This window comes from Pseudomonas sp. ICMP 561 (genome assembly GCF_002699985.1).
Classification (GTDB): domain Bacteria; phylum Pseudomonadota; class Gammaproteobacteria; order Pseudomonadales; family Pseudomonadaceae; genus Aquipseudomonas; species Aquipseudomonas quasicaspiana.
On the sequence record NZ_LKBT01000001.1, the window covers coordinates 252,648 to 275,827 of the forward strand.

Below are 23,180 nucleotides of genomic sequence, written 5' to 3' on the forward strand. Positions count from 1 at the left end.
TCTCGCGTGGCGAACCGTCAGTAAAAACGGTATGTTCCAAGAGACTTAGCAATCCTCGTGCCGAAAAAAAAGCCCCTGATAATTCAGGGGCTTGGCTTTATTTCAACGCAGCACGCGTCAATCATCTGCCTGTTCATCACCGTCACGGCGCGTCATGCCGTACTTGCGCATCTTCTCGACGAGGGTTGTACGACGGATCCGCAGACGCTCGGCGGCGCGAGCCACAATGCCGTTGGCATCGTCCAGCGCCTGCTGAATCAGACCCTGCTCAAGACCACCCAGGTAATCCTTCAGATCCAGACCTTCCGGAGGCAGAACCGCGCTGTTGGCGAAGTTTGGCGTATGACCATTGATCGCAACGCGCTCTTCGAGATCGCTGCGGATACCTTCAACCATCTGCTCGTCTTCATCATCGACGTAGCGGAATTTCTTCGGCAACTCCGCGACACCAATCACGCCGTACGGATGCATGATCGCCATGCGCTCAACCAGATTGGCGAGCTCCCGCACATTGCCCGGCCAGGCATGGCGACACAGGGACATGATCGCTGCCGAGTTGAAACGAATAGAGCCACGCTTCTCGTGTTCCATGCGCGAAATCAGTTCGTTCATCAACAGCGGAATATCTTCGACCCGCTCACGCAGCGGGGCCATTTCGATCGGGAATACGTTCAGACGGTAGTAAAGGTCTTCACGGAAACTGCCGATCTCGATCATGGTTTCGAGGTTTTTGTGCGTGGCGGCAATAATGCGAACGTCGACGCTTTGCGTCTTGTTGCTGCCCACCCGCTCAAACGTGCGCTCCTGAAGAACCCGCAACAGTTTGACCTGCATGGGCAGCGGCATGTCGCCGATTTCGTCAAGGAACAACGTACCGCCGTTGGCCAGCTCGAAGCGCCCGGCACGACTGGTGATGGCGCCGGTAAAAGCGCCCTTCTCATGGCCGAAGAGTTCGCTTTCCAGCAACTCGGCAGGGATCGCCCCGCAGTTGACCGGCACAAATGGCGCTTCACGACGCTTGGAATGGTAATGCAGGTTACGGGCGACCACTTCCTTGCCCGTACCGGACTCGCCAAGGATCAGCACGGTGGCGTCAGTGTCGGCGACCTGCTGCATCATCTGGCGTACGTGCTGAATGGCGCGACTGGTGCCTACCAGGCTACGGAACAGGTTGGGTTCGCGATGGCGACCGCGCTCACGCGCCTGATCGTACATCTCCCGGTAAACCTGGGCCCGGTGCAGCGAATCAAGCAACTTGCTGTAGCTCGGCGGCATCTCGAGGCTCGAGAGCACGCGGCGACGCAAATCTTCGGGAAGCTCGGCAGGAGAAGAATTTTCTCCCAAAAGCAAAACAGGAAGGAACTCATCCCATGCTGCGACTGTCTTAAGCAGTCCTTGAAGACTGCCCGAGGCATTGACACTGCCGACAAGCACGCAAAGCACTTCGCGAGTGGACGTCAGAGAGCCGACAACCTGCTGCCAGTCCTGGCTTGAGCAGGAAAGATTTTCTTCGCCAAGAAAATTCAGAATAACCGCCAAATCACGGCGGCGCTGGCTGTCGTCATCGATCAGGAGAATCTTGATTTCACGCCACATGCAATAGCAACTTCCCTAGTCAACTCAATGCCCATACATGGGGCAGCTTGGTATCCCGGCCACTGCTTATACCGAGAACCAGAAAATAGTAAACATCGCTAGTTAAGTCAAAATACCGTAAACAGTCAAATTTATGGCGTAAAGCTTTTTTTGACCAACCGGTCACGAATCAAATAGATGGTAAACCTTTGCTGCATTTTTGGCTTGGTTGATTTGCGTCATTTCATCGACGATAGCCTGACGCTCGCCGGTAGCAGTGTCGATGAGTTGCCGGTAGACCGTCAATAACTCTTCAAGATTGCTGCGCAACTCAGGGCCATCAGGCGCATCTTCGCGAATAACGTCTTCGACACAGGCACGACAGGCCAGGTCCAGCTTGACGATCGTCTCCCAGTCACGCTCGGCCAACGCGCCAACCAGCGCTTCGCGAGTTTCTTCGATACGCTTGAGTGCAGCACTCATGTCTATATCCTCAGTACAAGCCTGTTATTTGATCTTAGTGGCCCGCGATTGCGTCCCAGCCTTCTTTGACCGTGCCCAGCAAACCGCCAACTTCGTCGAGAATTTTCGGGTCGCTTTTTATATTAGCTTCAGCCAGGCGTTTCATCATATAGACGTACAGGTTATCAACGCGAGTCAGCGTATCGGCAGAATTTTCCATATCCAGGCCTTCACGCAAACCGCCGACGATCTCGATGGCTTTGCCGATCAACACACCTTTGGAGGCAATGTCCTTGCGCCCGATAGCGCCCTTGGCCTGAGCAATACGATCCAGCCCGGCCTCCATCAGCATTTGCACCAGACGGTGAGGGGTAGCCTCCGAAGCCTGTGCATGGGAGTTCACTTTCTGATACTGCCGAAGGGCTAACATCGGGTTCATGATGTACCTCGTCAAAGATTTAAAACTTCGTATGAACAGCTTATCGACGTATCGGCGACAAACTTTAGGACAGAAGCCAAAAACCCGGCATGCGTATGGACGCAGCCGGGCCTTTGTGAACCAACCAGCCTCAGGAAGCAGAGGTACGGGCGTTCAGTGCATCGAAGAACGAGGTGATGCTGGACAACGTTGATTTCATTTGCCCAACAGCCAGGTCCATGGCGTTGTATTTGGCAGTCAACGTCGCGGTCAGGGTCTCAACCCGTAGATCCAGCGCGGCCTTCTGAGCGAGCAGGTCAGCCTTGGTCTTGTTCAACTGAGTGGTACGGACGTCCATGACGCCGCCCGTCGAAGTGTACGGGTCCAGCGCCTTGCTCATCCGTTTCAACAAGCCGTCGCTGCCATCCTCCTTGGTACCCGCGAACAGCTGCTGCACATCGCCGCCAAGCCCCTTGGTCATAGCCGCATTGTACTTCCCAGTATCAAACGCCAGCTTGCCGCCCACTTGATCGGTTTGAATACCCAACTGCGAAAGGGTCGACAGCTTGCCACCCGAAGACGTGTCGTTCAGCACCGAACGCATGGTAGCCAACAAATCACGCGCCAGTGAATCACCGCCCAGCGCCGCAACGCCAGTCAAATCACCATTGGAGTCAGTCGTGGCCTTGGTCAGCGAGTTGATGGTACTGACAACGGTGTTATAGGCATCAACGAAGGCCTGTAAAGAGGTCTTCAAACCGTCGGAGTTGGCACCCACAGTTACTACTGCCGGCGTCTTGGTTTCAGCAACCGCCGTGAAGCTCAAGCCCGAGACAGCGGTGTCGTAAGTGTTGGTGGAGCTCTTGATCGACAGACCACCAACCTTGATCTCGCCATCAATTGGCGCGTCGCCGATTCGACCAGCACTGGTCGCATCGGAAGCATCCAGCGCACCCGAACCGATGGTCAGGCCACTAATGCTGCTGCTCGTGGTGATGTCCGAACCGGCACCGGTTTTGGTCGAACCGAACACCAGGCGCGAGCCTGTAGCGTCAGTGATGATGTTGGCACTGACCCCACTGGTGGAGGTTTTGGCGTTAATCAGGTCTCGAACCGATTGCAGTGTCGAGCCTTCTGGAATGTTGAACTGCGTATCAACGCTATTTTGAGTGATGGTCAGGGAACCACTCGGAATAGCACTGGCAGCCGCCGTGTCAAAGGATGCCGAAGCCACGCTTGAACTGGTGGCCAGTTTCACGACCTCCACTGCGTAAGTACCCGCAACCGCTGTGTTCTTGGCAGTTACAGTCAATACGGTAGGAGCCGACGACGTTGCAGCATAACCGTTAAAAGAAGGGGTATCGGTCTTTCCGAGATTAGTCAGCGCAGTCTGGAAGGCATCAAGCGCAGAGTTCAGCGTGCTGATCCCTGACAACTTGGTGGTGTTCAGCGTCGTCTGCTTGGCTATCTGGTTTGTTTTGGCGGCCTTGTCGGAGTTGACCAATGAAGTAACAAGGTCACCAATGGCCAGACCCGAACCCAGGCCTGAAGATGTAATTGTACCTGCCATGAATTTCTCCTTCAGATTTCAGCGGTCTTTTGCCTTTTCAAAAAAACAAAAGAACCCATCACATCGCTCACACCAGCATCAAACCCTGGCGTCGAACAATAAGCTGTGTGCGTTATGAAGGCTGTCGGCGATTTTCAGTGCCTCCGCTGACGGCAACTGTCGCACGACTTCCCCGGTGTCACCCGCTATCACTTTTACAACAATTTCGCCCGACGACTCGTCGATCGAAAACTCGAGATTGCGTTTTACCGACTGCACAAACTTTTCAATTTCCTGTACTGCCGACTCAAGCCTCTGAGACTTTTCCGCTTCCGAAAGCCTGAGCGCCTCTTTACTTTCGGATGAATCCGAAACCACGGCAGGTGTCAGCACAACCGCGGCCTGAGGAACCTCAGCCGGTTTTTCAGCAACAACAGGCGTCGGCTTAACGGCCTGGTAAGACAAGCTCAATTTGACGCTCATGTCCATATCCATCACCTCCTCAAAGTAAAAAAGCGGAGGAGTACGAACTGCATACTCCCCCGCCAAGTCTTACACCGATATTACTGAAGCAGTTTCAGTACAGCGGATGGCAGCTGGTTGGCCTGAGCCAGAACAGCTTGCGAAGCTTGTTGCAGAGTTTGTTGCTTGGTCAGGTTAGCAGTCTCTTCTGCGAAGTCGGTATCCTGAACGCGACCCAGTGCAGCGGTGGCGTTTTCGTTTACGTTCTGCAGGTTGGAGATGGTGCTGGTCAGACGGTTTTGCGAAGCACCGAGGTTCGAACGGGTTTCGTTGATGACCGACAGAGCGGCGTCGATTGCGCAGATCGAGGAGTCGATAGCGTTGGCAGCGTCAGAAGCCGAAGCACCAGTCAGAGCCAGAGTGCCGCTGTCTACGGACAGAGCCACTGCGCCGAAGCCTGTGCTCAGAACCAGGTCGATGTGGTTAGCGTCGCCAGTGTTGGAACCGACTTGCAGAGTCATGGTGCCAGCACTACCGTCGAGCAGGTTTTTGCCGTTCAGGTTGGTGCTGCTTGCGATACGAGTCAGTTCGTCAGACAACTGAGCGAATTCGGCGTTGGTCGCTTTCTGCTCGGAAGTACCGTTGGTACCGTTACGTGCCTGGATTGCCAGTTCACGCATACGCTGCAGAAGGTTGGTGGATTCTTGCAGAGCGCCTTCAGCGGTCTGAGCCATCGAGATGCCGTCGTTGGCGTTCTTGATTGCTACGGTCTGGCCACGAACCTGGCTGGTGATACGGGTTGCGATCTGCAGGCCGGCTGCGTCGTCTTTGGCGCTGTTGATTTTCAGGCCAGAAGACAAGCGAGTCATGGAAGTGGACAGAGCGTCGGAGGCGCGACCCAGGTTCTTCTGAACAGCAAGGGAAGCAACGTTAGTGTTTACGCTTAAAGCCATGATGAAATCCTCATTGGTTGGGTGCTGCGGCTTCCGGCCCTGGCGACAGCCGGGTTGGCACAGAGAACCTTCGTAATAGTTATCGTCGTCTACCCTGTTTGCTTTAGGTGTATTTGAAAAAAAATTCCAGCACTTGGGCAATTTTCTTCAAAAACAACGACTTAACGAAAAAACACATTAACCAAGAGGTCTTGCAACTTTAGATAAAACCAGAGTGCCGTCAAAAAACCGCCTTAATCTGGCCTTTAGCCTCTAAGCAATACTGCTAGTTCGTACTCCATATAGTCGGCCAGTCCAAGCCAATCCTGAGCCTGTTGACACGCCAGCATGGTCGTCAGCAACTGCACCCATTGCTGCTGCACACCGGGGGAGCGCTCATCAAGATGGCTGCCAGCACTTTCAAACACATCAATCATATCCAGCCCCGCCTCGACGCTACGCCCCAAACGAAACAGACCGGCGCATGCGGTGCAGTGCGCGATACATTGCTCGACCGTCGTCATTGCACGAACTCCTTATTAAAAGCTGTGCCAGCGATCATCGCCCCTGCCCGGCTGCTATTAAGGAACTGCACGTCAGGGTGCAGGTAGATATAGCGCTCCAGCTCGCCGAGATAGCGGCGGAAATTCAGTTGCGTCCTGACTCGCTGGCCATAACCGTCAAGCACCCATTGCCGGGCATGATCGATAGAAGGACCAAGAGTTCCGTCGGCCCACCCGGCATGGGTCTTGTTCATCGGATAAGCGAAATCGGTACCGAACAGTGTCACCCGCGACGCCCCCATCTGCACGGCCAGATCCACCGCAGGATGAATCACGCTGCCGCCGCCGAACAACTCGCCACGGCTAACGTGCTTGCGCAACTCATCATGTATCGAGCCTGGCGAATAACTGGCGTATCGCGGCCCTTCCCAGGCCTGGATCACCAGAGGGTCGCTCAAGGGCTTATAGACCAGCACGATTTCTGCCGAGTCAGCCGGTGGCAGGTGTGCAGTCGTGATCTTCTGATCAATGCTCACCACAAAGTCCGGCCTTATGCCGTGGGCAAGCAGCGGTTTGTAGGCGGTGTCGACACAGATAAACAGTGGACGTTGCTCGCCCGCACGAATGCTCAGCAGCCTTTCAAAGTGCTGCTCAAGACTCGGCCCGGTGCCTATCACATACATTTCCCGGCTCACGTGCTGGCCGAACAGCTCGGTCACGTCCCGGTCGGAGCTGACCAGCTCAAGGTTCGCCAGCAAACGCTCAACGATGTGCGGCGCTTGCGGATCGAACTCACGATTATTGAAATGCAGATGGACTTCACTGACCAGTCGGTCCCGAATCCGCGCATTGACCTCATCCGCCAGCTCCAGCTCGGCAGGCAATGCGAAGAACGGCAACTGAATCTCGCGGTCATCAGCGGCATAACCCAGCTCGACCCGAGGATCGCTGAGCCAGGACGTCTGATCAGCAAGCCTGAGCACCAGCGAGAACAAAGCCCCGTTGAGGATATGCACCTGCAAGCGCTGCAAGTCGGGCCGCTCCAGCAATACCTGCTGCAGGTCGCCAAGCCCGGTGCCATATAAATGCAGCGGTGAGTTTTGAGCCGGCAGGCTGGCGGCCTGAAAGCGCGCCTCGGCGGTTCGGTCATGGCGACTGGTCAATTGTATGCCCGAGACACTCAGGGTCGCTTCAAGTCCATTAACCAGTTCGACCTGAAGCGCCTCGTAATCTTCATCCAGCAACCTGGCAAACACCTGCGGCCAGCGATCCTGAAGCACCGCGGCATTTAACTGGAAGCTGTCATCCATAAGACCTCACCCAAATTCCGGACAAAAAAATAGCGCTCAAGAGTAACCGTCCTGAGCGCTATTTTTTACTGCAATATTCGATCAGGGCCGATAAATGATCGCCGAGCCCCAGGACAAGCCAACGCCAAAACCGCTGAGCGCAACGCGTTTCCAGCTGGCATCCAGCACATGCTTCTCAAGCAGCAATGGGATGCTGGAAGAAATGGTATTACCCGTTTCCAGCATGTCTTTGATGAATTTTTCCGGCTCGCCTTCAAAACGTCGCGCCACGGCATCGACAATCGCCGCGCTGCCTTGGTGAATGCAGAATGCGTCAATATCGCTTTGATCCAGATCCGACTCCTGCAACAACTCATGCAGGTGTGCAGGCACCTTGAGCAGTGCGAAGTTGAAGACCTGGCGGCCATTCATGAAAAACACGCCATTGCTGACTTTCAAGTGAGCGGCCCCGGAGCCGTCGGTACCGAACTTGGCCTTGCCCAATTGCCAGGGCGCGTCCTCGCCCATCCAGGTTGCAGTGGCGGCATCGCCAAACAGCATCGTGGTGTTGCGATCTTCCGGATCGACGATCTTCGAATAAGGATCGGCAGTGACCAGCAGACCGTTTTTCAGGCCTGCTGCTTCCATGAAACCTTTAAGTGCATAAATGCCGTAAACATAACCGGAGCAGCCAAGGGATATGTCGAACGCTGCCACATTCGTTGGCAGGCCCAGTTTGTCCTGAACGATAGCGGCAGTGTGTGGCAAGCCTTCCTCGTCACCGTTCTGCGTGACAACAATCAGCGCATCGATGGACTCGCGTTTGAGGTCCGGATTATTGGCGAACAGGGCGTTGACTGCCTCGACGCACAGATCGGAGGTTTCCTGTGCATCATCCTTGCGCGGTAGAAAAGCGGAGCCGATCTTGCCAAGGATGAATTCGTCATCCTTGCCGAATTTCGCACCCTGGGCGTAGTTGTCGACGCCAGCCAGAGGTACGTAACTCGCTATGCTTTTTATGCCAATCATCATGGCTTCCCAATATAAATAGCTGAATATCACCGTTTGCCCGATGACTCGGCATCGAAAACAAATGGCTTTTGACCCATGAAAAAAGAGCAGCGAAGGAGTTTGACCGGTCCCGGATTACCGTGAAATCAGCCTGACGCCATCATCGCCCGCGAGCACGATACAGTGAAGATGCGCGTTATGACTCATAGGTCACTAAGTTTTATACCCTTTTAGCGCATGGCATGACACTGTTGAGGGCTGTCATCGTGCAGGGATTCACTAAAAAACTTCAAGATGTCATGGAAGTTTGGGTTGGAATCTCTACGTCTTGTGTACTTATCCGTTGGCGGGGTAACGGCTGATATTGGTTGCGCATTTACAGCGCGTCACTTTTGGGGCCCAAAAGTAACCAAAAGGCCTTTACCCCACCCCTCGGCACCTCGCTGTCGCTCGGTGTACCCGCCCGCAGATCCTGAACCGTGGGCCGCCGCAACGGGCCATCCATGGCCCAATGCGGCTAACCCGGCGTCCTGCCGGGTTACCCACGGTTCAGAATCTGCGTTCGGCCAGCGTGGTTTAAGGGGGCGCCTCAGATCAACATCAAAAGCGCGGCGGCCTGACAGCCGACCTGATTGTGTGGGTTTGCCGGGCATCTGTAGGAGCTGCCGAAGGCTGCGAAGCGGAGTGTCAGGCAACGAATGCGTTGGCTGTGATGACGTCTCGCGAACAAGTTCGCTCCTACCGGTCCGGGGTGAAACCGATGCTCTTGATCTGCTTTTGATTTTGATCTCAAGCGCCTCGTTAAACCACGCCGGCCGGAATTCGATATTGCTGTGTGGGGCAAACCGGCAGGGATGCCGGTTTAGCCGCCTCAGGCCATGGATGGCCGGTGGCGGCGGCCCCACGCAGCAATGTCGGATTACGGGTATGCCGAGCGACAGCGAGGCACCCAGTGGTGGGGCAAGAGCGTTTTGCTTACTTTTGTCTGGGCCGGCTTCCGGATGTTCAAAAGTGAGGCGCTGTAAAAGCGCAACCAATAGAAGCCATGACTACGGTAACGGATATGTACACCGAAGTGCGAGCAAACCAAGAAACATAAACGCCCCCACAAACATCGCAAGGGCGTCAGGACTCAGCAGAACTAAACGAACAACTGCGACCAGTTCACACCGCTCGGCTCACCCAGTGTGAACCCCTCCCCCGTCAACGACAGGTTCTTGTTGTAAGCCTGATCATGCTCGAATTGCCCAGCCCACTTACCCTTCAAAGTCGCAAGAGCCTGCGGCGCGTCCGGCAGAACACCCGAATGACAGATATGCGCCTGCGGCGTCCATACCGTCATGAAACCGAGCTGGCCAATGTTCAGACAAAGATCGACATCACTGAAGGCCTGCGCGAAATCACCTTCGTCAAAACCACCCACCTCATCAAACAGTTCCTTGCGCACCATCAGACACGCCGCCGAAACGGCCGAGTAGTTTTGCGTCACCTGCAGACGACGCATATAACCCGACTCCTCCGAATCCAGACCAATAAATGGCGAGCCCACACCGCCATTCAAGCCCAGGATCAAACCAGCCTGCGTGATCTTGCCCTCGGCATCCGTCAGCCTCGCACCCACTACCCCGACCTCGGGACGCTGGGCCTGATTGAGCAGGTTGCCTATCCAGTTCGGACCAACCACCTCACTGTCTGCGGCCAGCCATAACAGGTACTCGCCACGGGCCTGCGCGGCCATGGCATTGCACGACGCGGAAGGACTGAGCCCCGCCTCGACCTCAAGCACTCGCACCCGGCCGCCAGGCTGCTCCAGCTGACCCAGCCATTCCAGCATTTGCGGTGCCATGCCCTGATGACTGGCCAGCAGCACTTCAAAACGCAGGTAGCGGGTGCGTTGCAAGATGCTGATCAGGCAGCGCTGGAGCCGCTCAAGCTCGACCTCGCCGTGCAGAATGACGCTCACCAGTGGACGCTCGGTATGGCGATAGTCGATGTGATGGATACCATTGGCCTCGCACGTGACCTGCGCCTTATAGCCACGCGCACTCAAATGGCGGGTCAATGCCAGTCGCTCTTGAGTATTTTCAGTAGTCGACGGCGTATCACAAATCATCAACGGCTCATCGAGATGAGCCAGCCAGCCCAGACCGCCTTGCTGGATAATTCTCAACAGCAGGTCGAATTCCAGAGCGTCGGTGAATTCAGCAGAGTAACCACCGGCCTCGATCAGCACATCACGACGGACCAGCCAGTGGCGAGCCATCAATGACGGAATGCTTTGCAGCAGATCCAGGTTGAAGCCTGGTCGGAAAATATCCCGCAACGCCCCGTTCGCCTGACGATGAATTTCGTCGGCGCAGACGGCGCGGCACTCGGGAGCGGCCAGCAACTCAAGGCCAGCCAGCAAAAGGCCGGCCGCTGTGAACTGGTCACCGGCTTCGGCCAGCATCAGCCAGTCCGTGGATAGCTGGCGAGCAATCTGGTTGAGTTTCTCGACATAGTTGTTCTGGGTGACTTTGACGAAGTGCAGCGTGCTGCCGAACGTCGTTGCACTCGGCGGCTCATCCGTCGTGAACACCACCACCTTGAAGCCCTTGTAGAGACCTTCGACCAGGCTGTCGAGGGTGGTCTGCAACTTATGGATGTCGTTGTCGAGATTGAGTACCAACAGACCAAATTGCGGCGGAGCGCCCTTGGTCTTGAGATAGCGACCTATCGCCCCCTGCTCCTCGATACCTGGAGTACGGGCTGCCAGCCACTTCAGCAAGCGGCCAGATTGCATGCCGGCAAACGTCTGCTGGTTGTCATATTCATAAATCGAATCAAGACGCTCAGCCCAGGCGAGCATATCGCTCGAACGGTCATGTTCCTGATTAAGCTCGAGCTGCTGCGCCAGTTGTTTAATCACCCGACGGTTGAATGCGTTTAGGTGCATCGCATCCCACAGACGCGGGATCTGCGTCTCGGCGGTGTCATTGCCGCGAACGGTTAATAGCTCTTCCTGCAAGGCCCATATACCTTCCAGGGCTTCAAGCTGTACGCGCGCTGCTGGCATCGCATGCAGGAAGAATTCGATTTCGGTCAACTGGTCGAAAAATGCCTGGTTGTAATAGGGCATTTCCACATACTGCAGAGGACCAAAACGACGCTCCGGCCCATCCTCAGGGACGTTCCAGGTTGATTCAAAAATCAATTCGTTGGTCAGGGAGCGACGAGCAAGCAGGCATTGGCCCATCGCGGTAAAGCTATCCACCACCACCTGGCGGCGCTGCTCAACGCTGAGGTCCTTCATGTCCGCGGGCAGTGACGCACAGAAATCAATAAACGCCTCACGCTCCCTGACAGATTGCTCATCGGTAAACAGCAGGGAGTGAGACACTTCGGTCTTGTGCTCAGAAGTTCCGACGTTGATTTCCCGCACCACGTACGGTGCATTCAGAACTCGCGCCTTGGCAGAGGCCAACAGGAAATACGCATGGCCAATTTCCTGCCACTGCATCGAGGTATTTTCCGGCAGTGTGGCGTACCACTCCTTCAGTAGCGAAGTGCGGGTAACGGCATAGAAAGGCGGCACGAACTGCCCCATGAACTCGACAACACGTTCCTGGGCCAGATCAGAGCAGTAGTCTTCCTGAATCTTCTTGTCGCGACGGAAGTATTTGACGTGTTTACCCAAGGACGCATACATCAGGCAATAGCCGTGGCACATGCCGTAATCAGGGTTGTCGTGCAGGAAATCCACTGAAGCCTGCAACGTGTCGTGCAGGATGAAGTCGTCATCCGAGACAAATACCATGTAAGGCGTGGAAACCAGCGGAACGCCGTACACCAGCTTGGTCTGCAAGCCCCAATAACCAAACTGCGGCAGGTGCTGATAGTCGATGTCGGCAACCGTTTGCGTCGGCAAATCCGTTGCTTTCTCGGCAGATGAGTCCAGTACCAGAATCCTGCAAGGCAGCGTCTGATAGTAGCGCAACGCCCGACGCAGAAAAGCCGGACGATTGTGACTGATGATCACCAGCGTAAGCTGTTCACTCAACGGCGGGCGATGGCTGGAAAGGTGCTGGCCTTGCATAAATAGTCCCCGTGCAACAGGCGATAAAGGATTCAATGACTTTGCATTCAACGATTAGCGGACACGACGCAGATAGCCGTCCATCGCCACGGTGATCAGCAATTTGTTGTGAATCGATTCGTCGATCACAAAATCGGCGTTTTCCTTGAGGTAGGCCCATACGGCGGTCTTCGGGTTATCGCCTTTGCCCCATGGGCGATCCGGGAACGCGTCCTCGGGCATGTCTTCCACCACCGTATCCATCACCACGCAATAGCTGTCCACGGAAACCAGCGGGGAATAAAGACGCAACTCTTCAAGCACGTGCTCGTGAGTGTGATTGGAGTCCAGCACCACGATGACTTTCTTGCCCGCCGCGATAGCACGCACTTGCTCGGCAGTCGCCGGATCAATGCTGGAGGCCTCGATCATCTGGATACGCTTGCTCATCGGGTGGCTTTCAATGGCCTCGCGGTTGTGCGGGCGAATATCACGGTCGATACCCAGCACTTCGCCATGCCCCTGCAGCTCAAGCAGGGAAGCGTAATAGATGATAGAACCGCCATGAGCGATGCCGCATTCGATGACCAGATCCGGCTTGATGCGCCAGATCAGTTCCTGCATCGCCATCATGTCTTGAGGCAACTGAATGATCGGGCGCCCCATCCAGGAAAAGTGATAGGTGTATTTGTGCCGGGCCGACTCGTTGTAGAACTCTTGGGCAAGGGCCTTGAGCTTCTGGTCCTGGCCCTGGTCGTTGACTTGCTCGTCGCATTCACGCTGGAATACTTGCAGTGCTGTATCCGTCATTTTTCTGTTCTCGATAAAGATAAGTTGAACCAATAGCCAAAGGCCTTGCGAGAAAAATCTTGCCAATGTGCCGACGCGAACCGGCGCGCATGGTGGCGCTCAACAGCAGTTATTCAGCGCCCTGCCGCCCTTCACTCAAGAGTCCCAGCAGCCGCTTGTTGTCACCCCAGAACGCCATGGGTTCATGGGGGGAATAACCGTAATGCCCCAGATTCAAATGCAACGAGCCCCCTCTCTCCCGCAACCGCTGCTCGACCAGCGCCCGAACCGAGATCGGCTGACCGCTGGCGCAATTGACGACGCCCGAGAAATCCCGGCAGTGCAGCACGCCGACAAGATTGTCGGCAGCCACTTCAATCGCGAGATAGTCCCGCAACTGGTCACCCGCCGACATGTTGAAGGAGCTGTCACCGGCATCGATCGACCGGTCAAGGCTGGCCAGCAGACTGTTGCTGTTTTGCCCCTCACCATGCAGATAGAACAGGCGAACCCATTGCAGCGTGAAAGCCTGCTGCCGCTGCAAACTTTCCAGAAACAGACGCAAGGTGTTTTTAGCAAGGCCGTAGGGATTGGTCGGCTGAGCCACGGCGTTTTCATCCAGGGCACCACTTTGCATGCCGTACTCGAAGCAGGTGCCCGTCACCATCACCTGACCGACACCGGCCTCAACGACAGCTTTGATAAAGCGGTAGTCCGCGAACAGGTTCTGCTCGAAATGAAACAAACCCTGGTAGTTAGGCAGGCCTGGCCAGGCCAGATGCACGAGGGCATCGATACCCTTGGTAAGCGCCGCCACATTGAGATCATCAGCGTGAATATCCGCGCTGACGAACTCGACGTCTTTTATCCACGGCATGCTTTGTGCGACCTGAGCATTGCGGGCAACGGCGCGGACACGGCAGCCTTTGTTCAGCAAAGCGCTGACAACATGGCGGCCGACAAACCCGGTCGCCCCCGTGACCAGTACATGCAAGCCCGTCACAGGACTTTCAACTCTGGAATAGCCACGACAAAACGCCCTCCCCAACTGTTCACACCCGCGAACTGCCCGGTGATCTCATCGATCAGATTCCAGGGCAGCACTAATACGTAATCAGGCTTTTCCAGCGCGATACGCTCAGGCTCGACCACCGGAATGCGACTGCCCGGCAGGAACTTGCCTTGCTTGTGTGGGCTGGCGTCAGCGACCCACGCCAACAGATCGGGCTTGATGCCCGCGTAGTTGAGCAGGGTGTTGCCCTTGGCCGCCGCGCCGTAGCCGACCACGCGCTTGCCATCGGCCTTGGCCTGCAGCAGGAAGCGCAGCAACTCATGCTTGATACGCTCGGCAGCCGGAGCGAGGCTGGTATAGAACTGCGCGGTTTTCACCCCAGCGTTCAACTCGGCCTCAAGTACACGCTGCACAGCGGGCATCTGATCATGCTGTCCACCGTCGGCGCGCTGCACGAAGACCCGAAGCGAGCCGCCATGAGTGGGCAGTTCACTGACGTCGAACACGCTCAGGCCATTACGCTCGCACAGGGTCTGCACCGCAGTGAGCGAGAGGTAGGAATAGTGCTCGTGATACAGCGTATCGAATTGCGCACCTGCCATTAACGTCAGCAGATGAGGAAACTCGAAAGTTGCCACGCCGCCGGGTTTGAGCAAGGTGGCGAAACCGCTCAGGAAATCATTGATGTCCGGTACATGGGCCAACACGTTGTTGGCGGCCATCAAGTCAGCAGCCCAGCCCTGCTCCAACAACTGCGAAGCGCTCTCACGGCCAAAAAACAGCTCGCGAATCTCCAGGCCTTTGGCCCGCGCTGCCTGCGCTGTGCTGTGGGTCGGCTCGACCCCCAGACAGGCAATCCCGCGTCGGGCTACATACTGCAACAGGTAACCATCGTTGGCCGCGACTTCCACGACCCGGCTCTGCTCATTCAAGCCAAAACGCTCGACCATGGTCGCCACGTAGTGCTCGGCATGCTCCAGCCAGGTACTGGAAAAAGAACTGAAGTAAGCGTAATCGGCATCAAACAGGCTGTCGGCCCGCGTGTAGTCCTCGGTCTGCACCAGCCAGCAGGATTGGCAGACCTGAACTTTCAGCGGCACCCACTGCTCGGCGCTGTCCAGTTGCTCTGCCCGCAGGTAGGCGTTGGAAGGCGGCGATGTCCCCAGATCAATCAGCGGCAGGCTCAAAGCTGCACCGCACCCACGGCAATTCATAAACGCACTCCGGCGAATTGGGCATCCAGCAAGGGATGCGAAAGATCTCTTTCCGACAGATTCTTGACGGGCAGCGGCCAGGGGATACTCAGGCGCGGGTCGTGCACGCTGAGCCCACCTTCGTGACCCGGCGTGTAATCGGCGCTGTGCAAATAAAGCAATTCGGCGTCGTCGGTCACGGCCTGAAAGCCATGGGCGAAACCGGCCGGCAGCAGCAGGCTGCGACCGTCACCCGCTCGCAGGTATTCGGCATGCCAGTGCAGGAAGGTCGCCGAATCGGGACGCAGATCGACCGCGACATCCCAGACTTCACCCCGCAGACAGCTGATCAGCTTGGCTTCAGGCAGGCTGGCATTCTGATAATGCAGGCCGCGCACGGTCCCGCGCTCACGCGTACAGGAATGATTGATCTGACGGATATGAAACGGCTGGCCAAACTGGCTCAGGCTGCCTTCGCAAAACAGTCTGGAGAAATGCCCGCGCTCATCGGCATGGTATTTATGTTGAACGCTGAACAACCCTTCCAGCGGCAACGCATGCAACATGAACTCGCTCAATGCGACCCCCGATATAGATTCAATTGAGTGAGGGTCACTTCACGCATGTCTTTGCCAGCCTTCCATGCCAGGTGCCAGTCCAGCGTCTGCTCCAGACATTGCTGCAACGACCAGCGAGGTTTCCAGCCCAGGATCTGCCGGGCACGGCTGCTATCCAGGCGCAAGAGACCGGCTTCATGCAAATCACTGGGCTCTATACGCAAGCCGGGGGCTTGAGGCCAGCGACGGGCAAGCAGTTCGACCACTTCGCCCACGCTGCACATGTCTGCTTCACCAGGACCAAAGTTCCAGGCACCGGCAAACTCCGGGCCTTGCTGATACAACCCGGCCGCCAGTAAAAGATAGCCAGCCAAAGGCTCCAGCGCGTGCTGCCAGGGGCGAACCGCCTGCGGGTAACGCAGGGTTACCGGCTCACTGGCAGACCAGGCCTTGAGTACATCGGGAATCAGGCGCTCCGGTGCAAAATCGCCACCGCCCAGCACGTTACCTGCACGGGCAGTGGCCAGCGCCAGGCCGTGCTCGGCGTAACGTTCTGCCGGAAAAAAAGAAGCCGCGTAAGACTGGGCCAGCAACTCGCAACAGGCCTTGCTGCTGCTATAAGGATCATGCCCGCCCAGCGGCTCGTTCTCGCGGTACGGCCAGAGCCATTCCTGATTGGCGTAGACCTTGTCGGTGGTGACCAGCACGCAAGCGCGGACGCCGCCAACCTGGCGAATGGCTTCGAGCACGTTGAGCGTGCCCATGACGTTGCTTGAATAGGTCCCCAGAGGATCGCGATACGCTTCACGCACCAGCGGTTGCGCAGCGAGATGCAGAACGATTTCCGGCTGGGTCTCGGCAATGATTTCCAGCAGAGCACCCAGATCACGTAGATCACCGCGCTGGTCATTGATGCCCTCGGCAACCCCGGCCAGCTCGAACAGGCTTGGATCGGTGCCAGGCTCAAGGGCAAAGCCAGTGACGTTGGCGCCCATGCTTTTCAGCCACAAAGCCAGCCAACTGCCTTTGAACCCCGTGTGACCGGTCAACAGAACGCGCTTGCCGCTCCAGAACTGCGAACTCAGCCCCACTGCTTCCATGGGGCCTCCCCGCTCTGCCACAGTTGCTCCAGGTGATTCTTGTCACGCAGGGTGTCCATGGGGTGCCAGAAACCGTCGTGCTGGAAAGCCTTCAATTCACCCCGCGCGGCGAGCCCAATAAGGGGTTCGGCTTCCCAGGTGGTATCGTCCCCGGGGATCAGCGGCAACACTTTGGGTGACAACACAAAGAAGCCACCGTTGATCCAGCCGCCATCACCACGAGGCTTTTCAGAGAAACCGAGCACCAGGTCGCCGTCGCGCTCCAGAGCGCCATAACGTCCTGGCGGCTGCACAGCAGTTACTGTCGCGAGCTTCTTGTGAGAGAGATGAAAGTCCACCAAGGCGCTGATATTGAGATCGGAAACACCGTCGCCGTAGGTGAAGCAAAAGGCTTCTTCGTTTTCCAGATAGCGGCTGGCACGGCGCAGGCGCCCACCGGTCATGGTCTCCTCACCGGTATCGATCAGGGTCACGCGCCAGGGCTCGCTGTAGTTCTGATGAACGTCCATGCGGTTGTTGCACATGTCGAAGGTGACGTCAGAGGTATGCAGGAAATAGTTGGCGAAGAAGTCCTTGATCGCGTAGCCCTTGTAGCCCAGACAAATCACGAAGTCGTTGATGCCGTGAGCGGAGTACTGCTTCATGATGTGCCAGAGAATTGGCTTTCCGCCGATTTCGATCATCGGCTTGGGCTTGAGATGCGACTCTTCGCTGATCCTTGTACCCAGCCCACCGGCCAGAATTACTGCCTTCATCTCATCCCCTCTTCCACTTCACAGGGCCCCGTCAAGCTTTCGGGGGCTTTGCAAACCATCTGGACAAACCGTCAACGCTACCGGGATAGCGCTCATCGGCTGGCGCAAATACACGTTTTATGACGATATAGAGGGGAATATGCAGGAAGCGCGCCAGCCTGGATTGCCCAGGCCAGCGTCATAAGATCATGCGGGAGGTTTTAATCGGCAAACCAGCCGTTGACCCAATGCTCGAGATTGTCGCCACGCAGAACGAAGTCCCGGAGCACCATCTCTCGTAGCTGGTCACCCATACGATAGCTGGCCTCAGGGTCAGCGAGATGCATACGAATAGCCTCCAGCCATTCCTGGGTGCTGTTGCTCTTCACCCGAGTGCAAGGCAGATAACCACGATAGGCGGCGGTGTCGGTACACACCACCGGATACCCGCAAGCGCCGTACTCAAGCAGCCGAAGATTACTTTTGCAGTCGTTGAAGATGTGGAACTCCAGTGGTGCCAGCGCCAGGTCAAGGTTCAGGCTGGCCAGTTTGGCCGGGTAGGCATCCAGGCCGATAACGCCGTGGAACTCGTGGATATAAGGACGCAACTCATCGGGGCACATGCCGAAGAACACCCACTCCACTTCGTCAGCCAACTCGCGAACAACCTCGGCAATAATCTCCAGGTCACCGCTGTGACTGGTACCGCCGCCCCAACCCACCCGCGGCTTTTTGGAAGTCCGGCGCCGGCTGTGTAGATTGCTCCACATGGACGCGTCAAGCATGTTCGGCACTACCCGAATATCGTTATGCATGCTCGACAGCGCATCGGCCAACGACTCGGTGGTGACCACTACGCGATCACACAGACCAATTGCACGGCGCACCATACGCTCCATTTCTTCCCGCTCGGGCTTGTTGCGGGCATGCAGGTTTTTCTTCGTGGACTGTATGACGTAGTCATCAATTTCATAGATGCGCCGCGCCCTGGAGTAAGTTTTCATAGGCTCGATTTCCTTGATCGTACCTTCACTGTAGCGACATTGAAGGATGATCACGTCCGGATCCAGCCGCGCCAGTTCGATCGTCGACGGTGCGGAGTAGTAAACCTGTCCTGTCGCCCTGCCTGCGGCCTGCAGCTCGGCCAGTGGCTGAATCACCCGGTAATGGCCAACGGCGCCGGAGTTGATAGGTATCGCAGCAACGACGGGCAGCGTCTTGCGCACGAACGGACGCCAACCGGTAGTCAAGCCAGGGTCGAGACCAAAACTGCCGCCACCCAAGGTATTAAGCGACAGGTTTACGTTATAAGCCGGGTCCCGGGCAATGATAGGCAACCAACGCTTGTAGTAAGTCGTCGTCTCTACCGCTTTGCGCTGTTCCAGCCCGGCATCGACAGTTGCTGGTCGGTTGCCCAACGCCAGTTGAGCGTAAGGCGTCCAGACCACCAGATAACCTTTCTGGCGAATTCGCAAACAGAGGTCCACGTCGCCAAGGGTGCTGGTAAAGCTCAGCTCATCCAGCCCGCCTACCTCATCAAATACCTGCTTGCGCACCAGCAGACAGTCAGCCCCGACCGCACTGAGATCATGGGCAACCTGCAAACGATGCATGTAACCCGCCGCATGACCGGCGCCCCCATTAAATGCTGAATTTGCCGGACCATGGAGCCCAAGGATCAACCCGGCGTGCACGACACCGCCGGAGGGATTGAACAGCTTCGCCCCTACGATCGCCACTTCAGGACGCTGTCCGTGATTGAGCAACTCATCGAGCCAGTCAGATTCGGTCACCACCGAAAAACAGTTGAGCATCAACAGGTAATCGCCCCGGGCATGCTCGGCAGCAAAATTGTACAGAGCAGCAGTGTTGCCCTGCTCCGGGTAACTCAACACGCGCAACTTGTCACTGCCTAACTGCGCCATGGCCTCCAGCCAGGCCAGGGTGCCAGGTTGCTCGCTGCCGTTGTCCACCAGCAACAACTCGTATTCGGTGTAGGCCGTTTTTTCCAGCAGACTTTCTGCACAGCGCTGCAAGGCCGCTATCTGATCCTTGCAGGTGATGATGATCGACACCAGCGGGCGCTCTGCGTGCTGGTAATCGATCCGGTTGATCAGCGGCATTCTGCCCTGGCGCAGATCATGTGCAACCCCCAGACGCTGAAGGTGCGCGCGCAGTACGGCAGGGTTCTGCTCGACGACTTCTGGCCGGGCAAGCCAGCCGGCGAGGCCCAAGGGTGCCTCCACCAGAATATCGCTGACATGCTCCACCACGTGGGTACCATGAGTTTCCACCAGACGCCAGAGCACATCGTGAGGCGCCAACTCCCCAAAGCCCCCATCGAAGCCACCGACGGCAAGGAACTGCTCGCGGTTAAAGGCCAGCGTTCGACCCACGTAAGGATAACTGCGCAGCAGATCCAGGTTGAAATCGGGCTTAAAGATCGGGTCTACAGACTCAGTGTCACGAAGCCCGCCTTCATCACTGTACAGACACAAGACATCGGCAAAAGCGACAATCCGCTCGGCCATCACCAACAATGCTGGCGCGATAACCCGGTCGCCCGCCTGCAACAGATAAAACCAGTCCGCGCCCTGCAACTGCCCCAACACCTCATTGAGCTGTTGTTGCCAGTTGGCTTGCAACGGCATGCGCAGTGTATTGCCCTCCAGCAGCGTCTCGGTACAGCTGCGGGAAAGTACCAGCGCCAGATGCGGTGGATAATTTTGCGCATCCAGGCTTTGCAAGGTCACCGCAAGGTCGCCACCTGTGACCTGATCATCGATGATTACTGGAACGATTTTGGGCTGCCAGGACCAGCCGTCGAGGGTCTCTGGCAAGAGGTTTTGCTGCACCTCGGAGAGGGAGCGGCACGCCAGCCATTGTTCATAAAGCTCGGAAAAGCTCTGCGCCTTGGTGCCGACCCGCCAGGGAAGCGTGCTTTGCCGGGTCCCCATGGAACGACCGAGGCAGATCTCTTCCCAGACACGCGGGGCCTCGTCGGCCCGCTTTAGTGGTAAATAACGAACCCAGCCATGCGCCGGTGCCGACTCTCCGCTGCGCCCTTTGAGCATTTGCCGCAACCAGTCGCGCTCAACCCGCACGGCGTCCTTCACTGACGGCTGAGCGCTCAAGCGATCCTGGTACAGCCGCTCAACGCTGAGGATATCGTTGAGCAGCACCAGGTTGCCACGGCGCAAGAGGCAAATATACAAAGCAAAATCCAGACTCGCGACAAAGCAATGATCCGGCTGGGTCAGGGCGGGCAGCAGCTCCTGAATATCGGCGCGACGAAACAACGTACTGCTGAACCCCCCCAGGAAATTGGCCGGATAGGACTCGATAATCGCCAGCAGATCATCGCCCTTGAGAATCGAACTTTCCGGACAAATCACGTCATTTTCCAGACGCTGCGGAAGCACTATGTTGTCTGCATCCCAGAGCATTCGCTGCGCGGTAACCAGGCTTGCATCGGAGTGCTCAATCAGCGCATTGGCCTGAATCTCGATGCAGCCGGGAAACAACAAATCGTCGTCGCAGAAAAACTTGATGAACTCGCCCTGAGCCTCATTGAGGCAGACCTGCAGATTACCCGTCAGGCCAAGATGCTCGGCATTACGCACGTAGCGCAGGCTGACGCTCGCGGCATCGCTCAACGAATCGAAGATGGCCTTGATTTCGCTGCCACGACTGTCATCACAGACGATGACTTCAAGATTGGAATACGTCTGGTGCAGGGCACTGACCAGTGCAGCGTTGAAAAAGCGCGGGTTGTAGGCGGGGATGACGATACTGACGAGAGGAGCTGGATTCACTGGACATACTCACGAGCGGCGGGCCTGCCTTACGGATCAAGCCCCTTAACCGCTGAAAAAAGACGGTTTGCTCGGCGATGCGCCGCATTTCTGCGGCGTTGCACTTACAACTGACTGAACAGATTCAACTGCGCAAGCTTGGTAAATACCAACTGTGAAGCCGTCAACATAGTCTGCTGCATGGTCAAACGCCCGATGGCATCAACCGGATCGGAGTCGGTAATCTTACCCTGCTCCAGCTTGTTGTTGCCTTTGAGCAGATCATTGGTCACACCTTGATCATCGGCACTGGCCTGACGGGCACCACCGGCGGAAATGGCGGTGGAAACCCTCTCGGTACCACTGGCGATGTTACCCAGAGCAGAATCCAGAGCAGCCTGCAATTTCTGGCCCGCCACTGGATTGCCATCGGCTGGCGTGCTCAGCGCAGTGATCACCGACGACAGGGTATTGAGTACGTTCTGGGTCTTCTGAGTGCCGCCCTTGACCACAAACTGGTCATTGATATCTGGCGTGCCGTTGATTGTGAAGTTGATCCCGGAAGCACTGATGGTCGTGTTCGGTGGCGTCAGCGTCATCGTCCCGCTGGAAACCGGCGTGCTGCTGCTGGTGATCGGCGATGCATACAACGCATAGTCGGTAGCCGAGGTGAACTTGAGGACCGCGCCACCGGCAGGGAACGTATTGTTGTACGCCGCCATTTCTAAAGGAGTGCTGCCCACTGCCGCACCGGTGATCACTGCACCGGACGTATTACCGTTGCTGCGCGTGGTGCTGATTTTGTCTGTCGTGGCAGCCAGAGTGAAAGTACGCTCAGGAGGCCCGGCGATAGCTGCATCGGCAAGCGCCGGATCTGCCCGTTCGGCATCCGTGAGGTTCACATTGAGGGAAAACTGTACGCCACGAAAATTGATCGTCTGGGACCCAGCATTTGCCGAAGAGAAATTCCCCCCGCTGCTCGCATCAATAGTCACATCGGTGTTGGTCGCAAGACTCGTGATCTTGTACTGCGTACTGCTCAGAAAGGTCAGCTCGTAAGGCTGTCCTGCCAGGTACTCCGCCGAGTAGGCAGCGCTGGAGGCGACACTCCCCCCGGACAGGCTGATCTTGCCGTCATTGGTTGCCGGTGAGGTCAGAGTCGACGAGGTACGCGTGCTGTTGACTGCCGTCTCGAAAGCATCCCAGCCGGTGGTATTGCTGGCCACACTCAAGCCGTCGCCAATGGCGAGGTTGATGGAAGTCTGATCGCCGTTGTAAGAGTACGTGCCGTCCGAATTCAGGGAGTACGGTGCTATCGAGGTCTTCGAGCCGGAAAACAGGTACTCGCCGTTCGCGTCCTGGCTGTTCATGAGCCCCAGAATCTGGGTCTGAACCGCTTTCAGTTCGTCAGCGGCGGATTTACGGTCGTTGTCTGTGTAAGTACCGTTACCTGCGGCAATAATCAGTTCCGACGCCCTTTGCAGCGAATTCTGAATGCTCTTCAAGGCCGTCTCGGACTTGGTCACATTGGTGCCAATGGTACTGATGTTGGCACCGTACTGAGTCAGCATCGAGTTTTGCTGGGACAACTCCAGCACTCGCGCAGCACCCACCGGATCATCGGAAGCGGTGTTGAGCTTGATCCCGCTGGCGACCTCTTCGCCCGTCTGGTTCACTTTGGCATAGGTACGCTGGTAATTGGCGGTACTGGTTTCGTAAAACTGAGCAGTTGAAATACGCATGGAT

General features: G+C 56.7%; 18 protein-coding genes. All 18 read right to left on the reverse strand.

All coding sequences use genetic code 11. The features are described 5' to 3' along the window. Nucleotides 1-117: 117 nt before the first annotated feature. On the reverse strand, nucleotides 118-1,596 hold the full coding sequence (fleQ, locus tag AO242_RS01185) for a transcriptional regulator FleQ (protein WP_099267358.1): 1,479 nt from the start codon (nucleotides 1,594-1,596) through the stop codon (nucleotides 118-120). Nucleotides 1,597-1,758: 162 nt separating this feature from the next. Next, nucleotides 1,759-2,058 carry a flagellar protein FliT gene (gene fliT, locus AO242_RS01190; protein WP_027901006.1) on the reverse strand — a complete coding sequence of 100 codons (300 nt, stop codon included), beginning with the start codon at nucleotides 2,056-2,058 and terminating at the stop codon, nucleotides 1,759-1,761. A gap of 34 nt (nucleotides 2,059-2,092) precedes the next feature. After that, nucleotides 2,093-2,476 (reverse strand): flagellar export chaperone FliS, encoded by a 384-nt coding sequence (gene fliS, locus AO242_RS01195; RefSeq protein WP_027901007.1) that lies wholly within the window; start codon nucleotides 2,474-2,476, stop codon nucleotides 2,093-2,095. A 130-nt stretch (nucleotides 2,477-2,606) separates the two neighbouring features. Next, nucleotides 2,607-4,025, reverse strand: coding sequence for a flagellar filament capping protein FliD (gene fliD, locus AO242_RS01200; protein ID WP_099267359.1), 1,419 nt, complete (start codon nucleotides 4,023-4,025; stop codon nucleotides 2,607-2,609). Between the two features lie 78 nt (nucleotides 4,026-4,103). Then, nucleotides 4,104-4,493: a flagellar protein FlaG gene (locus tag AO242_RS01205; protein WP_099267360.1), complete on the reverse strand. Its 390-nt coding sequence runs from the start codon at nucleotides 4,491-4,493 to the stop codon at nucleotides 4,104-4,106. 74 nt (nucleotides 4,494-4,567) lie between these two features. Beyond that, nucleotides 4,568-5,419 (reverse strand): flagellin domain-containing protein, encoded by an 852-nt coding sequence (locus AO242_RS01210; protein ID WP_099267361.1) that lies wholly within the window; start codon nucleotides 5,417-5,419, stop codon nucleotides 4,568-4,570. Between the two features lie 245 nt (nucleotides 5,420-5,664). Beyond that, a complete protein-coding gene (locus AO242_RS01215; RefSeq protein ID WP_099267362.1) occupies nucleotides 5,665-5,922 on the reverse strand; it encodes a hypothetical protein in 258 nt (85 codons plus the stop codon). Further along, entirely contained in the window at nucleotides 5,919-7,211 is a 1,293-nt protein-coding gene (locus tag AO242_RS01220) for a motility associated factor glycosyltransferase family protein (protein WP_099267363.1), read from the reverse strand. Before AO242_RS01220 ends, AO242_RS01215 begins: the two co-directional genes overlap by 4 nt. A gap of 81 nt (nucleotides 7,212-7,292) precedes the next feature. After that, entirely contained in the window at nucleotides 7,293-8,219 is a 927-nt protein-coding gene (locus tag AO242_RS01225) for a ketoacyl-ACP synthase III (RefSeq protein ID WP_027901013.1), read from the reverse strand. A 1,123-nt stretch (nucleotides 8,220-9,342) separates the two neighbouring features. Further along, a complete protein-coding gene (locus AO242_RS01240; protein WP_099267365.1) occupies nucleotides 9,343-12,276 on the reverse strand; it encodes a TIGR00180 family glycosyltransferase in 2,934 nt (977 codons plus the stop codon). Nucleotides 12,277-12,330: 54 nt separating this feature from the next. Continuing rightward, complete coding sequence (locus AO242_RS01245; protein ID WP_099267366.1) at nucleotides 12,331-13,065, reverse strand: cephalosporin hydroxylase family protein; 735 nt, start codon at nucleotides 13,063-13,065, stop codon at nucleotides 12,331-12,333. A 109-nt stretch (nucleotides 13,066-13,174) separates the two neighbouring features. Continuing rightward, complete coding sequence (locus AO242_RS01250; protein ID WP_099267514.1) at nucleotides 13,175-14,038, reverse strand: NAD-dependent epimerase/dehydratase family protein; 864 nt, start codon at nucleotides 14,036-14,038, stop codon at nucleotides 13,175-13,177. 5 nt (nucleotides 14,039-14,043) lie between these two features. Next, nucleotides 14,044-15,270, reverse strand: coding sequence for a class I SAM-dependent methyltransferase (locus AO242_RS01255; protein ID WP_099267367.1), 1,227 nt, complete (start codon nucleotides 15,268-15,270; stop codon nucleotides 14,044-14,046). Beyond that, nucleotides 15,267-15,827, reverse strand: a complete 561-nt coding sequence (locus AO242_RS01260; protein ID WP_099267368.1) for a dTDP-4-dehydrorhamnose 3,5-epimerase family protein — start codon at nucleotides 15,825-15,827, stop codon at nucleotides 15,267-15,269. Before AO242_RS01260 ends, AO242_RS01255 begins: the two co-directional genes overlap by 4 nt. Then, on the reverse strand, nucleotides 15,824-16,906 hold the full coding sequence (gene rfbG, locus AO242_RS01265) for a CDP-glucose 4,6-dehydratase (protein ID WP_099267369.1): 1,083 nt from the start codon (nucleotides 16,904-16,906) through the stop codon (nucleotides 15,824-15,826). Before rfbG ends, AO242_RS01260 begins: the two co-directional genes overlap by 4 nt. After that, nucleotides 16,888-17,661 (reverse strand): glucose-1-phosphate cytidylyltransferase, encoded by a 774-nt coding sequence (rfbF, locus tag AO242_RS01270; RefSeq protein ID WP_099267370.1) that lies wholly within the window; start codon nucleotides 17,659-17,661, stop codon nucleotides 16,888-16,890. The genes rfbG and rfbF overlap by 19 nt, the downstream gene beginning before the upstream one ends. A 200-nt stretch (nucleotides 17,662-17,861) precedes the next feature. Further along, on the reverse strand, nucleotides 17,862-21,455 hold the full coding sequence (locus AO242_RS01275; RefSeq protein WP_099267371.1) for a glycosyltransferase: 3,594 nt from the start codon (nucleotides 21,453-21,455) through the stop codon (nucleotides 17,862-17,864). Between the two features lie 104 nt (nucleotides 21,456-21,559). Beyond that, entirely contained in the window at nucleotides 21,560-23,176 is a 1,617-nt protein-coding gene (locus tag AO242_RS01280) for a flagellar hook-associated protein 3 (RefSeq protein ID WP_027898286.1), read from the reverse strand. Between the last annotated feature and the right edge of the window lie 4 nt (nucleotides 23,177-23,180).

Excerpts from the sequence above, each read along its gene's own strand:
- rfbG (WP_099267369.1), bottom strand. The coding sequence starts at position 16,906 with ATGGAAGCAGTGGGGCTGAGTTCGCAGTTCTGGAGCGGCAAGCGCGTT.
- fliT (WP_027901006.1), bottom strand. The coding sequence starts at position 2,058 with ATGAGTGCTGCACTCAAGCGTATCGAAGAAACTCGCGAAGCGCTGGTT.
- fleQ (WP_099267358.1), bottom strand. The coding sequence starts at position 1,596 with ATGTGGCGTGAAATCAAGATTCTCCTGATCGATGACGACAGCCAGCGC.
- fliD (WP_099267359.1), bottom strand. The coding sequence starts at position 4,025 with ATGGCAGGTACAATTACATCTTCAGGCCTGGGTTCGGGTCTGGCCATT.
- AO242_RS01255 (WP_099267367.1), bottom strand. The coding sequence starts at position 15,270 with ATGAATTGCCGTGGGTGCGGTGCAGCTTTGAGCCTGCCGCTGATTGAT.
- fliS (WP_027901007.1), bottom strand. The coding sequence starts at position 2,476 with ATGAACCCGATGTTAGCCCTTCGGCAGTATCAGAAAGTGAACTCCCAT.
- AO242_RS01220 (WP_099267363.1), bottom strand. The coding sequence starts at position 7,211 with ATGGATGACAGCTTCCAGTTAAATGCCGCGGTGCTTCAGGATCGCTGG.
- AO242_RS01245 (WP_099267366.1), bottom strand. The coding sequence starts at position 13,065 with ATGACGGATACAGCACTGCAAGTATTCCAGCGTGAATGCGACGAGCAA.
- AO242_RS01225 (WP_027901013.1), bottom strand. The coding sequence starts at position 8,219 with ATGATTGGCATAAAAAGCATAGCGAGTTACGTACCTCTGGCTGGCGTC.
- rfbF (WP_099267370.1), bottom strand. The coding sequence starts at position 17,661 with ATGAAGGCAGTAATTCTGGCCGGTGGGCTGGGTACAAGGATCAGCGAA.
- AO242_RS01205 (WP_099267360.1), bottom strand. The coding sequence starts at position 4,493 with ATGGACATGAGCGTCAAATTGAGCTTGTCTTACCAGGCCGTTAAGCCG.
- AO242_RS01280 (WP_027898286.1), bottom strand. The coding sequence starts at position 23,176 with ATGCGTATTTCAACTGCTCAGTTTTACGAAACCAGTACCGCCAATTAC.
- AO242_RS01215 (WP_099267362.1), bottom strand. The coding sequence starts at position 5,922 with ATGACGACGGTCGAGCAATGTATCGCGCACTGCACCGCATGCGCCGGT.
- AO242_RS01210 (WP_099267361.1), bottom strand. The coding sequence starts at position 5,419 with ATGGCTTTAAGCGTAAACACTAACGTTGCTTCCCTTGCTGTTCAGAAG.
- AO242_RS01240 (WP_099267365.1), bottom strand. The coding sequence starts at position 12,276 with ATGCAAGGCCAGCACCTTTCCAGCCATCGCCCGCCGTTGAGTGAACAG.